This is a genomic window from Paenibacillus sp. GCM10027628 (assembly GCF_042676385.1).
Taxonomy (GTDB): Bacteria; Bacillota; Bacilli; order Paenibacillales; family NBRC-103111; genus Paenibacillus_E.
This window is the reverse complement of sequence record NZ_JBHTHA010000017.1, coordinates 13,690-29,463: the sequence shown is the minus strand read 5'-3', so window position 1 is coordinate 29,463 and position 15,774 is coordinate 13,690. Positions and strand designations below refer to the sequence as shown.

Sequence of the window (15,774 nt, the reverse complement as noted above, 5' to 3'; positions counted from 1 at the left end):
AGAGCACGGAGTTAATCTTCGCGGGTGAAATAGAAAGCAAGAGACGAATCCCGTTCTTTACCCAAGCATTCGAAGCAAATAAGCGACTGATCCTCTCTCACGATCCCATCCAGGAAGCCGTCCAAGCAATAGATTTCCTTTTGACATTCTTGACAGTGTCCTACGAGCTCTTTCATCGAGATTCCTCCTTTTTTTCATTATACTCTATCCAAAAAAAACACAACGAGCCTTATGAGCTCGTTGTGTCAGGTTCAACCCCTAATTACCGCCGGAAGCAGCTTGCTGCTCGCTCTTTTGCTGCTTATGGGCTTTGGCGTCGATGACCTTGCCGCTGCTTCGATCCGCCGTCGTCATATTCATAGAGCTGCTGCCTTGGAAAATTCCGCCCTCCTGAATGATGAAGGAGCGCACATCAATGTTGCCCACCAGCACGCCGGAGCTGGTTACAATGAGCTTGCCCTTGGTATGGACATTGCCTTTAACTTTACCGGCAATGATAACATCACGGGCGTGGATGTTGGACTGCACGACGGCGTTCTCGCCAATGGTGATGTCGCCCGCGCATTCGATGTCGCCGTTCATTTGGCCTTCGATGCGAAGGCTGGCTTCGGACATGATTTTACCTTCACAGATCGTACTTCCGCCGATTAGGGTGTCTGTCGTCTTATCGTTGATGGGTTTGGATTTGCTGCTTCCAAGCATTAGCGGTCATCCTTTCTATCCTGGATAAGATAAGGGGAGGGGTCGATCTGGACACCGTTCTTATGCACTTCATAATGGAGATGGGTACCTGTGCTTCGCCCCGTCGTTCCCATGAGGCCGATCTTTTGCCCTTTCGTTACTGAGTCTCCGCGTTTCACGAGCATTTTATTCAGATGCATATACTCGGTCTGCAGCCCGCGCGTATGATCGACAATAATGTGGTTTCCATGCTGATCGTCATAGCCGGCTTCCACCACTTTGCCTGCGGCCGTTACATACACGGAATCGTTCAGTTCGCCGTCGAGGTCTAGTCCGGTGTGCATAGTGGGCTTTTGCGTGAAAGGGTCTTTGCGTATGCCGAATCCGGATGTGATGCTGTGTGTAACGGTGGGCCAAAGGGTCGGTGTAATGTTGCGAAGCCGCTCGGCTTCTTGCAGCTTCGCCTCGGATTCTGTCAAATTCGTGAGCAGCGCATTAATGTCCCCGACAAGTGAGGTTAGGCCTTGCTTTGTGTTGGTAACGAGCTGGGAAACTTCCTGCGATGTGACGGGAACTTCGGCGCCGCCGACACCAGAGCCGGTTCCGGTAGTGGGACCCGCGGATTTTTTGCTTGTCCCGTCTGTTTGGCTCATCAGTTGAACGACATGATCCAGCTTTTTGATTTCTTCGAGCTTGGCTTTGAATTCACCGGCTTGTTGGGACAGGTCAATCAAATTGTTTTGAAGCTGTTCGAGTTCGCTATTTTTAAGTGTAATTTGATCAACCAATTGGCGCTCTTGTCCATCAAACGATTGCTGCATCGTGTTCGTGGTCTGATGGAAGTAGGTGTTCATCAAGTAAATCGTCACAAAAAATCCAACCAGTACGAGCAGGATCACGCTGGGCACAACATATAAACTGCTGTGTGGAAGCTTGATTCTTACGGTTCGGCGGTTGGCGCCCGGAATGATCATTAAGGTGAATTCCTTCTTACCCCAGATGAACTTCAACCGATCCTCTTCCTTTCCGTGACAAAGTCCCCCTCCTTGATTCGATTGTATTCGTGGGCAAGTAGAGTCATGACTACTTTATTTGGACAATAATGAACGTCATACCCCCTTATTTTGTCTGCTGCCTCCGACCATGTACCGATAAGAAAGCAAGGCGCCGACCAACAGTAAAATGCCGATGATGATCAGATCCAGCTCAAACCCTCTGGAATAAGAAGAATTTCCTTGCAAAATCGCCCCTAAAATCGCGATACCTAACACGGCGCCAAGCTGTCGGCTCGCATTCAGGGCCCCGGAGACAATGCCGGCTTGTCCTTGGGGTGCAGCGGAGAGGGTAGCGGTGACAAGCGGTGGAATTGTAAATGCAACGCCGGTTCCAATAAGCACAAAACCGATCAACATGACTGCATAGCTGGAGCTTGCTGCGGCTAGCAGGAATGTCCCAAGAGATGTGGCGATAAAACCGAGGGACATAGGTATTCTCGAACCGATCCGACTAACCACTCTGCCGGAAATCATCGGACCCACCACGGTAGGAACAGTCAGAGGGAGGAAGGCAAGCCCGGTAAGAGAAGCTGTGTATCCCAGAACGTGATGGAAGAATAGGGGCATGATAAACAAAATGCCCGAAAATCCAAAATTAATAAGCATACCTGCGAGCAGTCCTGCAGATAAGGTTCGTTGACGGAACAGATGAAGGGGCAGCATAGGATGGCTGGTACGCAGTTCAATCCAGAGAAACATACAGGCTGCAAGGAGAGCGATGCCAAGAGAAGTAAGCACCCCGAGTGAGCTCCAGCCTAACGTCTGGCTCTCGATGAGAGCAAATGTTAAGAATCCCAGCGTGATCATTGCCGCTATCTGACCCGGGAAGTCGATATGTTTCTGTGTCTGCCGTGGTGTCTCCTTAAGCAAGGTCCACGTTAACCCAAAACTGATCAACGCGATGGGTACATTCAGCAAGAAAATGCTTCGCCAGCCTATCGCATCGATAAGTATGCCGCCTACGACAGGGCCAGCCGCCAGTGCAGCGCCTGTTACCCCGGCCCAGATACCAAGCGCGCGAGCGCGTTCAGCAGGTACCGGAAAAGCGTGCGAGAGAAGGGTCATCGAAGAAGGGAGCAAAGCAGCAGCGCCGATGCCAAGAACAGCACGCATGCCGATGAGGACGCCAACCGATGAGGTGGCGACCATGATAACGGAAGCGAGGCCAAGGATGGCAAGGCCAATGCTGTACATCCTTTTACCGCCAAGCTTATCGCTCAAGCTTCCCATGGTCAGCAACAAGCTTGCAAATACTAATGTATAGGCGTTGGTTATCCACTCCAGCTTCGAGAGACTGCCGCCCAGCTCTTCTTGAATGGAAGGCAGCGCTACGGAGACGATGGTCGTATCGAGCAGCACCATGAAGTATCCCAAGGATACACCTAGAAGTAATAAACCTGATTTTTTTCTCAATGAAAAAACTCCTTTCTCATGTTGAAGATGGTATCATAGAGGCATTGTAGGTTTATTTGGATATCCGAGCTAGGAAGGCATTTATCCTAGGAGAAAAAGTTCTATGATCAACCCTAGACGGTAAAAATGGAGAATAGATGGAATGGAAACCAGTAATCAAGGAAGATTGAAGGAGCTTGCCCAATTTCTACAAACGAGAAGAGCGCGAATTTCCCCGGAGCAAGCAGGATTTCCACGTGGAAGCAGGCGAAGAACGCCGGGGCTTAGGCGTTCGGAAGTGGCGATGCTCGCTGGAGTCAGCGCAGACTGGTATACGTGGCTGGAGCAGGGGCGAGATATTCAGGTATCTGCGCAAGTATTGGAGAGCTTGGCGCGGGCGCTTCAGCTGAACAATAATGAAAGAAAACACCTGTATGTTTTGGCGCTTCATCATATCCCGCCGGACGCTCATTCACAGCAAGCGATCGTCAGTCCGGCTTTGCAGGATTTTCTGGATCAATTGGGTACGACTTTAGCCATTGTTACGAATGCCAGGTGGGATGTCGTCGCGTGGAATGATGCGGCCTGTGCCGTGTTTGGAGATTACAACCACATGCCGGAGATGGAGAAAAATACGGTTTGGCGAGCGTTCACATCGCCCTATATTCGGGAACTGCGCGGAGAGCATTGGGAAAGCCACGCTAGACGCCGTCTTGCCCAGTTTCGGGCGCATTACGGGAAACATACGGAGGATCAATGGTGGAACCAATTCATTCACAATCTTTCGGAAATCAGCCCGGAATTTAGAGCATGGTGGCAGCTTCATGACGTGCTGGATAACCCGGAAGGCCAGAAAGTCATCTATCATCCCATCGCAGGGCCAATGTCTTTTAACCACATTACCTTTCAGGTTAATGAATCGCCTGATTTGCAAGTTACCGTTAATACGCCAAGAGATGAGTATGATACTTTAAATAAGATGAGAAAGTTACTAGCGAAATAATAAATGATCGATACGGTCAGCTGCGCCATTGTGCCTGCTGGCCTTTTTGCCGTACCGGCAAACATGGAAAATTATACATGACTTTAAAAATGGCGGGGCATACTAGATGGGCGTATAGCATGAGACAAGCGAGGTGATTTCGAATGTCTGTTTGGCAGTGGATGAAATATAGGCCGGCACCGACTAATCAGCGTGAAAAGGAAAAAACGCCTAAAATCATACCCGATAGTTTTCTGGAGCAGCACCGCAACGATAAATTGTCGGGTAGCCTAGATGACACGATCAACTTCATTCAAACGGTCCTCGGAGATAACGATGATTTGATTACTCGCAAATTTCGTATTTTTGGGCAATATCAGGCTGTCATGGTGTATTTCCTCAATATGATTGATCAAGAGGCGGTTAATGCTGACATCATGCGGCCATTGATGACGGCGCCAGCTCATCTCTTAACAACCGATTTTGACTTGAGCCGGTTGAAGGAAGTCATTTTATACGAGACGCTTTATCACAGTATGGGCAAGCTTGAAAATAAGTTGTCCGCTATCGTTGAAGTCGTTTTACGCGGACAGACGATTATCGTTGTCGATGGCATGGATGAAGCGTTTATTATAGGAACAACCAAAGTCGATAAACGCGCGATCGATCAACCACAAACCGAACAGGTTATTCGCGGGGCGCGCGAAGGTTTCATAGAACAGCTTGGCACGAATATCGCACTGCTGCGCTACCGGTTGCCGACAACGGATTTTACGCTTAAGTTTCAGGAAGTCGGACGGGTGACGAAATCCCGTGTAGCGGTTTGTTATCTCAAAGGCATTGCAAACGATGCACTTGTGGAGGAAGTCGAGAGACGCATATCCGAGGTTGATATCGACGGTGTACTGGATGTCGGCTACCTGGAGCAATTTATTGAAGACAACCATCTGTCGCCATTCCCGCAGATCCAGAATACCGAACGGCCAGATAAAGCGGTCGCTAACCTGCTGGAAGGAAGAGTCATTATTCTCGTCGACGGCTCTCCCTTTGCCCTTATTGCCCCGTCGGTGTTCACACAGTTCTATCAAACGACTGAAGACTATGCGGAACGTTTTCTGATGGTCAGCTTTATTCGTTTGGCTCGCTTACTGGCACTTGTCTTCTCTCTGGTTACTCCCTCCCTATATGTAGCGGTTATTTCATTCAATCCGGAGCTGATTCCAACGAAGTTCGCAGTCGCGGTAGCAGGAGGTAGAGCGGGGGTTCCGTTTCCGTCCGTGGTGGAAGTGCTGCTGATGGATGTGTCCATGGAGGTGCTTCGAGAAGCGACTCTTCGCTTGCCGCAGCAGGTCGGTGGTGCCCTATCGATCGTGGGCGTCCTGGTTATTGGACAAGCAGCGGTGTCTGCGGGCTTTGTAAGCCCGATCACCGTTGTTGTCATTGCTTTGACGACCATTGGTTCGTTCGCAACACCGGCTTACAATGCAGCGTTAGCATTAAGATTGCTACGTTTTCCTCTCGTTTTTTTTGCGGGAATGTTTGGTCTTTACGGCGTGATGGTGGGATTGATTTTAATTGCAAACCATGTGCTTTCTTTGAAATCTTTTGGGGTTCCTTATATGAGTCCGATCGTTCCGGGAAATTATGAAGGCATGAAAGACACGGTCATCCGCGGGCCGTTATGGTGGATGAAGAAACGTCCCTCGCTTTTGCATACACCTAATCGGAATCGTGTAGACGGCAGTGTGATGAACAATCTCAAAGAATCGCCCCACAATACCTTAGACCCTCTAAAAGTAGGGAATACCAAATGGGAGGTGTCCGATGGAGTATCCCAGACAAGTCACAACGATTCAAGCGGCAGCGATTCTCATTAGTACGATCATTGGTGTAGGGGTGCTTCCGCTTCCGCTATTTGCTGTTCGCTCAGCAAATACGGGAGCGCCTCTGGTCACATTCTTGGCCGTGCTGCTTTCTTCGTTCGGGCTATGGGTCGTAACCAAATTAGGCATGAGATTTCCAAGACAGCAATTGACGCAATATAGCGAAGTCATTTTGGGCAAATGGCCGGGGAGGATCGGCAGTTGGGTGGTCATCCTCTTTTTCGCTCTTCTCGCTTCCTTGGCGTCCAGGGAATTTGGAGAGGTCGTTATCACGTCCGTCTTGAAGAAAACACCGCTTGAAGTGACGGTCATCATCATGCTGCTGCTGGCGACACTGGCGGCACGTAATGATATGACCACATTTACCTACATTAACCATCTCTATTTGCCTATTATCTTAGGGCCAGCCATACTCATCGTTTCTCTATCTTTGAAAAATGCGAATGCCGATTATTTGCTGCCGCTCTGGGGTAATGCACCGCGAAATATGCTGAGCGGCGTGTTGATCATCGCGGCTTTATTCCAAGGATCTTTTGTACAAGCGATAGTCATTCCGGCTATGCGTCGACCACAGAATGCGATGAAGGCCAGTTTTTGGGGTATGTTTATCGTAGGTTCTCTTTACATAACCATTGTAGTAGCCGCTGTAGGCGTGTTTGGCCCTGAGGAAACAAAACAATTATTGTGGCCTACTTTGGAGTTAGCCAAAACAACGACATTGCCAGGGAACATTTTGGAACGACTGGACGCAGCTTTCTTGGCGGTGTGGGTAACGGCTGTATTTACAACCCTGTTTTCCAGTTATTACCTCACCATTCACTTAGCAAGCAAATTAATCGGATTGCGGGATCATCGCATGCTCTCCCTGTTTGTAGTGCCCTTTTTGTTCGTGATGGCGATGCTTCCTCAAAGTATTTTGCAGATGTATGAGGTTATCCAAATTGTTGGTCAATATGGCCTCATCATCACCATCGCCTATCCTTTGCTTCTCCTTATCGTAGCTTCCATCCGCAAGCAGCGAGGGACAACTGATGATCAATAAAGGATGGATGTCCAACTTTTTAAAAGGTGTACTGCTGGTCAGTCTTTTTATGGTGACTGCAGGGTGCTGGGATCGACAGGAAATCGAGGAACGCGCTGTTGTTCTAGGTATTGGGGTTGATCAAGCAGAACCCGGTGCCGCGCAAAAAGAGGAATCGATTGCCCATAAGCCAGGCACTCTGACTCCACCTGAGCAAGGGATGATTCGTCTGACCGTGCAAGTTGCCGTTCCCGGACGTATTCCCTTAGGTCCCGGTGCAGGCGGTGAGTCAAGTGCCGGAGGAAACAAGACGTTGTGGATCGTTTCCGGCGTAGGTCATACGATGGATGATGCGCTTACAGGTCTGCAGCAGCGCATAGCGCCTCCGTTATTTTTTGGACATTTGCGGATCATTGTCGTTTCCGAAAAGGTAGCTAAAAAAGGAATGCAAAATTTAAACGATTACTTTCGCCGTAATCCCGATATCCGGCGAATGAGTTGGATGTTTATCTCCAAAGGGAGCGCTATGGACATTATGAAAGCCTCACCTCAGCTGGAACGGGTACCTACTATATACCTGATGACAACTATGGACCAATCGGTCAAAATGGGCCGGTTTCCGAATGATTTTCTAGGTATTTTCTGGAGTTCCATGTCTTCCAAAGGTAAGGAGGGGTACTTGCCATATGCTGAACATATAGGCCGTGACAACATCGAGATCGATGGCTTTGCTTATTTCCGGGGCGATAAATTAGTTGGAGTGACAAAACCCGTCGATATCATTTTTTATATGTCTGTCATGGGGATGAATCCGTCTGGAGGACAGGCGTTCGTTAAGATTCCAGGCACGTCGGAGTACTTGGAATACAGCGGAAGAAGCCGAAAAGCGATAACACGAGTCGATATCGTGAATGGACAACCGCATATAAATGTGAGAATCCTTCTGGAAGGGAATATACGGGAGAAATCCAATGAAGAGGTCGTGTTAAGTCATGATATCATTCAAACCATGGAAAAACAGCTGGAGAAAGACGCTGAGAAAGAGTTTTTGGATTTAATCCATCGGACGCAGAAGAAGGGATCTGACATATTCGGTTTTGGCGAACACGTGCGTGCAAGACAGTGGAAATATTGGGATCAAAATATTAAGACGAAGGAAAAATGGCAGGAAATGTATCGGGATATTAAGGTCGACCTTACTGTACAAATACAAATTCGTCGTGTCGGCATGAAAGCGACTTAAGAAATTGGCCATTCACGATTGAATGGAGGAACCTGGATGGCTTCAGGGACATCTATTGGCTACGTTCAGTTCACGATTATGTTGTTGTGGATGACAGGGTTTATTATGCTGCGTTTTGATTTGAAGAGCTACAAGCTCAGCAATCTGATAAAAGAGGCAAAGGTAACTCGTATTTTGGGATGGTTCAATCTCGCTTTGGGCGGTGTTCTTTTTGTCGGAAATTGGATTTACAGAACTTTCTATTCGTAGTTTTGATTAGCTCCTCAACTTTTTGGAGGTTATTACGTCTATTGAGATATACAAAGAATAAAGATATTAATGAGAAAGGACAGGTAACAATCTTATGTTCATAAAAAAATCAATGATAACGATTGCGCTCTCCCTGTTTGTGCTCTCTGGATGTCAGCAATCGTCCGGAACGACAAGTGGAACGGCGAATAGTACGGATTCGCCGCAAGCGGAATCTACTGCTGCCGCACAGCCTACGACACCTGCATCGACAGCCACAGCAACACCTACGCCGGATACCCGCACCGGTTCGGGTACGGCCAGTGAATTACCTTCGAAAGCTCCGATGAGTCCGGTAACGGCTGCCAGGTTGGCGGATGCCAAGCAAGGATGGATCGGAGGAAAGGGCTGGATTGCCCATACCTCCGATGGAGGGGCCAAATGGCAGATCCAGTACGAGGGCGCGGGTGACGTGAAACAATTATTCGCTTTGAATGGGCAGGATGCGTGGGCAGTAGTCGGTGATGATGCCAAGCTGCTTGGCACGACGGATGGAGGAAAGCATTGGGCCGCCGTCGGTAAAGTGCCGAATGCCGGGTTCCTTCACTTCGTCACGAAGCAGGAAGGCTTCAGCGGCAATGCCATGACGGTAGATGGCGGCAAAAGCTGGACTTCCTTGCCAGTTCCTGACGGCATCACGGGGAAAGTTGCCTATTTCCATGATAAAGCAAACGGTTGGGGCGTGAAGCAGGTTGGCGACACGATCCAGGTAGAACGGACGAAGGATGGGGGCAAAACATGGCATGCGGTCATGGCGCGCAAAACGGTAGCTCCGCCCACTGACGCGGTCATCCGTTCCGCCGGTGCCAATGATGCATGGATCGAACTTATCGGGGATTCGGGGATGACCCAGACTTCCTATTCATTGTTCCATACGTCCAATGGAGGCAAGGATTGGCAGACGGTACTCGCGAATAGCACGGCAGGCGGCGGGCCGGCGCCCGGCGTCCCTGACGGTGATACGCAAGCTCATAAAAATAACGGCTCAAAACCAGGCCCTCTCTACGTGGTGAGCCCGGAAGTTGCGTTCATGGGCGGTCAGTGTCCCGCCTGCGACAAACCGAACACCCTCGGCTGGACCAAGGACGGCGGCAAAACATGGGTGAACGGCAAGGAATCGTTCACCGGCTTTGGCGACATGCTGCTGGCCATGGCGGATGCGAACCAAGGATGGCTGATCACGAACGACAACTCGCAGCCATCTGTGATGTACACCACCGCTACGGGTGGTGACGGTTGGAAAAAGGTGCATACCTTCGATGCGCCGAAATGATGGGAAGCCTTACCGGGCGTGGCTCGGTAAGGCTTTTGTCGGTTTAAGCAGAGGCTTCGGCCTCTGCGGGGGCGCGCCAGCTTCGCGGTGCGAGCTTCGCAGTGCCAGCTTCGCGGTGCGAGCTTCGCAGTGCCAGCTTCGCGGCGCCTGCTCCGCAGTGCCAGCTCCGCCCGCCAGATTACATGGAAATTCTCCAGTTAAATGGTCATTAATTCCAAGCTGGCGACATTTAGCGGGAAAACATCCCTCTAATTTAGCCATTTTTTCAGTATTTAGCCGAAAGTACTGGAATTAACGGGAGGTTTTCCGGTTAATGAGAATGATAGAGTGAAATCCGATTTAATAACGGGAGGATTTCCAGCTATTGTGGAAGCTGCATATGCGATTATCCCTAGAGAGTCGCTGCCGTACATGTCACCCATGAACTACCATTCGCCTTACCCCCTAACCTTAAGATGAGCATGAGAATGGTATAGATATACTTGCTCATCAAGAGGAGGAGGCCCAGCATGCAAGCGAAGAAACTTAAGATAACACTTGCCATAGTCCTTGCGGGACTAATAGGCTCTATTATTTATTACGGAGAGAATACAAAGTCTGCCGCAGCATTGTCCCTCGACGGCCACACTGCCGATCAAGCGGCGATAGCTGGGTCGACCGCTGCACCTGCCGGAGGAGCTACTTCCACAGCGGAAATAATGGAGCAACTGAGCAAGCAGGCTTCCCAAACTTCAGCTGACGCTGAGAAGAACAATTCAAAGTCTGTCCCGGACAAATCAGAGGCACAGGCGGCATTCGCCCAGTCATCATCAAGCGCTAAGCCGGTTGTCGCAGTAGGCCAAAAGGCTGCGACTGAACCGACATCCTCAGGATCGAAAGCTGCGCCTACTCCAGTGACAGAGACTACAGAACAATCTAGTCCTGCAGACAGCAATACGTCTGCAACGGACAACAATGAGTACAAGCAGACTTCTGCATCGGATGGCGGAGGTATTGTAGATGACAACGACCCGGTCCCAACTACGAAGAAGGTGCGGATCACCGATGCTGAAATCGCTCAAGTCGTGAACCAATTTGAGCAGATTGCCGATTCGGATGAAAATGAACCAAGTTGGAAGCGCAATGCCGACCATCTTATTGTTAAAGGACTGGGCTACCTCGGAACGCCTTATGTATTCGGTGCGAAGACAGGCCAAACGGATTCTTTCGACTGTTCTTCGTTTTTGAAATACATATTTGCAAGCGTTGGGGTAACGCTGCCGCGTGATTCCCGCCAGCAGAGCCAGCGAGGGACGACGGTGTCACTGGATCAGCTGCGTGAGGGCGATTTGGTGTTTTTTACCACACCCAAAAGGAAAGCCCAAAGCGGCATCGACCATATCGGGCACGTAGCGGTGTACCTTGGCGATGGACGTTTGCTGCATACCTTCCGGCCTGGAATCGGGGTTACGGTCTCTGAACTGGACGGGGCCTGGAAGGGGCGTTTCGTTACTGCGAAGCGGGTTCTGAATTAACCTGCTGCAGCTAATTCAGGTGCCTGACACCCTCAATTCCGCATATCGAGGGAAGTAGGTCGTAAGTATGATTTTTTAACCATTGTTCAATTCGACATTTTTTATCAAAGGGGATCTTTAGGGATAGCGCGAATAGTTACCAGGTAATCCCATACCGAGGAGGAGTACCATGAAAACGAAACTATCTGTCGCTTTTCTCTCATCCGCCATTGTCACATCGACGCTTTTCAGCAGTGTCGGCTTGTCCAAACCGGCTTCGCCACCCGAAGCCTCGGCTGCCAAAAAGTACGTGATCGCCTATCAGAGCAATATTCCTACTGATTATGAGGCTTCCATTGCAGGCGCAGGAGGAAAAGTACTGCGTATCCTGCCTGAGCTGAGTTCTATCGAAGTCGAATCTTCTAATGCTGCGTTTTTGGCAAATGTTCAAAAGCTGACCGGCATTCGCGGAGCGAACCTCGAACTCGTGCATAAACTTGATTATAAGCGGCTGGATCCTGCCGCATCGGATGGGCAGCCGGTGACAGATATTCCGCAATCGGCGGCAAACTTTTGGGACTATCAATGGGATGTCAAGCAAGTAACGAACAACGGAGCGACATATAAGATTGAAACGGGAGGAGGCTTAAGCGGCGGTTCTCTCAAGCATAAAGCGATCGTAGGTATTATCGATTCAGGCATAGACGCGAATCATCCCGACCTGAAGGCCAATGTGGTTGGCGGAAAGAACTTTGTTCCTGCCGGCGTAGATGCCAGCGAAACCGGTGATCCTGCGGACATTCGCGACAGGGACGGACACGGAACCCACGTTGCGGGATCCATCGCGGCGAACGGTAAAGTGAAAGGGATCGGACCGGATTTGGGCATTCGCTCTTACCGTGTATTCCCGGAAGGTCAGGGGGCGCCTACCTCATGGATCGCCGCCGCCATCGTACAAGCGGCTAATGACCATGTGGATGTTATCAACATGTCCATCGGCGGGTTTGATGCCATTTCGCGTTATACCTTCGATGGAGGAAGCTATAGCGATATAGCCGACGCGCTCATCTACAAACGCGCTGTCCAATACGCGATAAGTAAAAATGTTACCGTAGTCGTAGCAGCAGGCAACGAATCGTTGAATCTGAACAATCCTACTGAAATCACGGATTACATGAATGCGGAATACGGCAACCTTGGCTTCAGCTTTAAAGGGGCAGCGAGAGAAGTTCCGGGTCAAACACCGGGCGTCATAACCGTATCCTCCTCCAATCAATGGTCTACGGATAAGATTGCCTTTTATTCGAATTATGGGACCAGGTCGATCGATGTTGCCGCTCCCGGTGGCGACAATGGACCGGTGTACGACGCGACCAGAGATTTGAATCAACGGGATTTCCATTACCGTACACTAAGCACTTGGCCAACTTATTTGCCTTCTTACTTTACTTCCAACCTGACCAGCTATGCATTGCTTCATGGCACATCGATGGCGGCGCCTAAGGTTGCGGGCGTGGCCGGCGTCATCAAAGCCGCACATCCGGAGCTAACGCCTTCACAGGTAGCAGCTCTGATCAGCAAAACCGCATTAGATTGGGGTAAAAAAGGAACTGACCAGCTATATGGCGCTGGAGAAGCGAATCTTTATAATGCTTTGACGCAAAAATAAAAAGAAGAGTCTAGTCCTGATTCATAGGACTAGACTCTTTTTCTCATTTCGGCAGATCACCGCTGCCCGTACCGCTGGTCGCATCAGGTACTGTTATACCCATTGCATGGTAATGTCGTGGTAATGCTCGTGAAACATGCGCAATTCGTAAAGTACCCTACCCAAGGCACCGGTGAAGCCGAAAGATGCATACTCCCCGATACGGTTTCACGTCGATGCCCAATAGTTTGCCGTGAAAGGTACCGCTGTCGAGCGGTACCATCATCCACAGACTACCGATGAACCACAGGAGCAAATAAGCGAACATGGATTGCTTGCCGAATCTCTGGAGTGGCCCATAAAAAAACACCGCCTTACACATGGTTAGTACCATAGTAAGAGCGATGTTGTTATTGATGACTCTTTAAGAATTAGCGAACCACATAAGTGTGGAATACCCTGTCGAGTCGTACTAAAGCAAACGATTCGACGGAGGTCTTTTAGATCATGGCTTAGTTGATAAAATGCAGGGTCTTCATCATACGGTAGAGCATTATGGCCGCTTGGGCACGATCGGCAGCAGCATCACCTGACGGTTTGATTCGGACGGAACGTCCCATCCTTATACCCGGAAATGAAGCCGGCGTCCGTCGCAGCCGAAACTGCGTCATAGTACCAATCGCCGTCACGAATGTCTTGGAAAGGCGCTTTAGTCACCTTTTTCGGTATAATACCCATCGCTCTAATCAGAAGAGCGGCAAACTCAGCACGGGTCACGGGTTTCTCGGACTTGAATGTGTTATCATCATAACCCGAGATAATGAATTTGCTGGCGAGCGTCTCGATAGCATCTTTGGCATAATGCTTAACGGGTACATCTGCGAACGTTTTCGGGTTTGAGACAACTGTATATATTGAGTTTCCTTGGCGGTACAAAGACGCTTGTAGCGTGCCGTCAGAATCTGTAGTGAATACGGTAGGGACTGGGTAATACTTATTGGTCCCAGGATCATACATTATGCCTGCAAGTGTTTTGGTGGATCCAGGCGTTTCCGATGTTGGCAGCGGAATTGTATGAATGACATAAGAAGTGGTCGTGCTAATCACGTATTGTTGGTTGTCGGACGTTGCTGTTGCTGTTATACGGAAGTCAATCGGTTGTGTCATCTGCGTAATATGGGAACCATTCAACAGGGATTCCAGCTGGCTCCGTATTTGCGTATCGGCTTGAGATACCGAAATGGATATGTTCACGTTGGATACATTTTGTCCAATTTGCTGCAATGTCCGCTGCACTTCCGCAGCTTGGATCGTAATGGCTGCGAGCGAGGTGCTTGCTTCAAGGGAGGCCTTGGAGTTGGCGGCTAAGATTTGTTGAATAGCAGTTCCTGCGAGCACGCTCTGAATGGTAGAGCCATCCCCAGGGATTTCTATCTTTACTGTGTTTCCCCCACTTGCGGATTGGTTAGCTAACCATACCTTCATTTGTTCATCGGTAAAGGTTAAAGTTACCGTAATTTTTCTATCTGTACCGGTGGTGACAACCGGTTTAGGAAGATTGGACGAGCTGTCTGGTTGTGGTGACGACGATGGTTCAGTGTCGTTACCAAGAGGCGTCGTACCCGAATGATCCGGTTCTCCCTCCGGTGCCGGCGTTGGCGTTGGCGCTGGAGTTACGGTTCCTCCAAGATCATTTATAGATAGAATCAAAGCTTTCGTATCTTCATTTCCAGAAGATGACTTTCTAACGATACCGAAATACGTGGCTCCTGCCGGCAGCGTGGTATCCGAAGGAAGCGTGATGCGATAGCTCTTCAGAACGTCAACTGGCACCTCGGCAACCGAGCCAACCGTTTTGTAAGAGGTATCTAAAAAATATACTTTGTATGAGCTCCCTAGCGTATCTGTGCTTAAACCTGTCCAGGAAATCTGCCCATTTATTTTGCCAAGGGTTGGATTCAGATCTTGATAGGATGGATTCGTCGGGATACCGGTGCCGGGGAGGCCATAGGTAACAGAGGCCACACTAGGCGCTTCAGATAAAATGTTATCGGTGATCCGCACAAATGCGTTCCAGGTTGGCATTTCGCCGCTATTTGTATAACTGTAAATGGTGACCGTACTGGCACCGGCAGGCATGTCGGATTCTGGGATTTCAAGCGAGTACGTGGTCTGTCCGTTTGTTACCAACGCAAATGGTTCAGGACCTATCTTATGTCCTGTATTATCCGTGAAATAAACGGCGTATTTGCTGAAGAGTGACTCGTCTGCAGCCGGTGTCCAAGATAACAAGCCGTGAATTTGTCCTTTAGCCGGATTTGTATCAAGAAAATTTATATTTTTGGGCAGGAAACTGCTAAAATCCCAAATTGGTGTCGATGTACACTTCACACTTTCGGCCCATTGATTATAAGAGTATACACCGATTCGTACGGCACCGGACGGTATGGACATCGTGTTAATCGTAAACGAGGTTGCCGTTTTTGGTACTCTTGTGATCAAACTGATCGGGTGCCCTTGCCCATCTAGGAAATAAAGGCTGAATCCGGATAAATAGGAGGTATCGGCCGGATTTGTCCAGTTCACTATGCCTTGTATGCTGCCTATTTTCGAGTCATTATCGGTAAACGTTACGCCAGTTGCTAGTTCACGAGGAATTTTGATCTCGTCGACGCTTGTGTAACGGAACAATCCGCCCTTTGCCGAGCTGTACAGTACTACACTGCCATTATCGAGTATTGTGCCCGCATTTTATGTTAATATTTGTCATTTTTGTGGATAACCAAAGGAATTACTGTAAGTCTGAGGGAGAGTA

13 protein-coding genes are annotated in these 15,774 nt (G+C 49.4%); 8 read left to right on the top strand and 5 right to left on the bottom strand.

The window, feature by feature from the left end:
* Positions 1 to 11 precede the first annotated feature (11 nt).
* From ACFQZT_RS15675 to ACFQZT_RS15660, 4 genes are all read right to left on the bottom strand, one after another.
* Positions 12 to 176: a hypothetical protein gene (locus tag ACFQZT_RS15675; protein WP_379301436.1), complete on the bottom strand. Its 165-nt coding sequence runs from the start codon at positions 174 to 176 to the stop codon at positions 12 to 14.
* Between the two features lie 82 nt (positions 177 to 258).
* Positions 259 to 702: a bactofilin family protein gene (locus ACFQZT_RS15670; RefSeq protein WP_379301434.1), complete on the bottom strand. Its 444-nt coding sequence runs from the start codon at positions 700 to 702 to the stop codon at positions 259 to 261.
* Positions 702 to 1,691, bottom strand: a complete 990-nt coding sequence (locus ACFQZT_RS15665; RefSeq protein ID WP_379301432.1) for a peptidoglycan DD-metalloendopeptidase family protein — start codon at positions 1,689 to 1,691, stop codon at positions 702 to 704. Before ACFQZT_RS15665 ends, ACFQZT_RS15670 begins: the two co-directional genes overlap by 1 nt.
* A gap of 99 nt (positions 1,692 to 1,790) precedes the next feature.
* Positions 1,791 to 3,149 carry an MFS transporter gene (locus ACFQZT_RS15660; protein ID WP_379301430.1) on the bottom strand — a complete coding sequence of 453 codons (1,359 nt, stop codon included), beginning with the start codon at positions 3,147 to 3,149 and terminating at the stop codon, positions 1,791 to 1,793.
* 142 nt (positions 3,150 to 3,291) lie between these two features.
* On the opposite strand from ACFQZT_RS15660, the gene ACFQZT_RS15655 reads away from it, so the two are divergent.
* The 8 genes from ACFQZT_RS15655 (at position 3,292) to ACFQZT_RS15620 (ending at position 12,980) form a co-directional block, all read left to right on the top strand.
* On the top strand, positions 3,292 to 4,131 hold the full coding sequence (locus ACFQZT_RS15655; RefSeq protein ID WP_379301428.1) for a helix-turn-helix transcriptional regulator: 840 nt from the start codon (positions 3,292 to 3,294) through the stop codon (positions 4,129 to 4,131).
* Positions 4,132 to 4,274: 143 nt separating this feature from the next.
* Positions 4,275 to 5,987 carry a spore germination protein gene (locus ACFQZT_RS15650; protein ID WP_379301426.1) on the top strand — a complete coding sequence of 571 codons (1,713 nt, stop codon included), beginning with the start codon at positions 4,275 to 4,277 and terminating at the stop codon, positions 5,985 to 5,987.
* Positions 5,935 to 7,035 (top strand): GerAB/ArcD/ProY family transporter, encoded by a 1,101-nt coding sequence (locus tag ACFQZT_RS15645; protein WP_379301424.1) that lies wholly within the window; start codon positions 5,935 to 5,937, stop codon positions 7,033 to 7,035. The genes ACFQZT_RS15650 and ACFQZT_RS15645 overlap by 53 nt, the downstream gene beginning before the upstream one ends.
* A complete protein-coding gene (locus ACFQZT_RS15640; RefSeq protein WP_379301422.1) occupies positions 7,025 to 8,257 on the top strand; it encodes a Ger(x)C family spore germination protein in 1,233 nt (410 codons plus the stop codon). The genes ACFQZT_RS15645 and ACFQZT_RS15640 overlap by 11 nt, the downstream gene beginning before the upstream one ends.
* A 36-nt stretch (positions 8,258 to 8,293) precedes the next feature.
* Positions 8,294 to 8,506 carry a CLC_0170 family protein gene (locus tag ACFQZT_RS15635; protein ID WP_379301420.1) on the top strand — a complete coding sequence of 71 codons (213 nt, stop codon included), beginning with the start codon at positions 8,294 to 8,296 and terminating at the stop codon, positions 8,504 to 8,506.
* Positions 8,507 to 8,600: 94 nt separating this feature from the next.
* A complete protein-coding gene (locus tag ACFQZT_RS15630) occupies positions 8,601 to 9,818 on the top strand; it encodes a YCF48-related protein (RefSeq protein WP_379301418.1) in 1,218 nt (405 codons plus the stop codon).
* Positions 9,819 to 10,327: 509 nt separating this feature from the next.
* On the top strand, positions 10,328 to 11,332 hold the full coding sequence (locus ACFQZT_RS15625) for a C40 family peptidase (RefSeq protein ID WP_379301416.1): 1,005 nt from the start codon (positions 10,328 to 10,330) through the stop codon (positions 11,330 to 11,332).
* A gap of 169 nt (positions 11,333 to 11,501) precedes the next feature.
* The gene (locus ACFQZT_RS15620; RefSeq protein ID WP_379301414.1) at positions 11,502 to 12,980 is read left to right on the top strand and encodes a S8 family peptidase; all 1,479 of its coding nucleotides are present in this window, start codon (positions 11,502 to 11,504) and stop codon (positions 12,978 to 12,980) included.
* Positions 12,981 to 13,544: 564 nt separating this feature from the next.
* On the opposite strand, the gene ACFQZT_RS15615 is transcribed toward ACFQZT_RS15620, so the two are convergent.
* Positions 13,545 to 15,650 (bottom strand): S-layer homology domain-containing protein, encoded by a 2,106-nt coding sequence (locus ACFQZT_RS15615; protein ID WP_379301412.1) that lies wholly within the window; start codon positions 15,648 to 15,650, stop codon positions 13,545 to 13,547.
* Positions 15,651 to 15,774 lie beyond the last annotated feature (124 nt).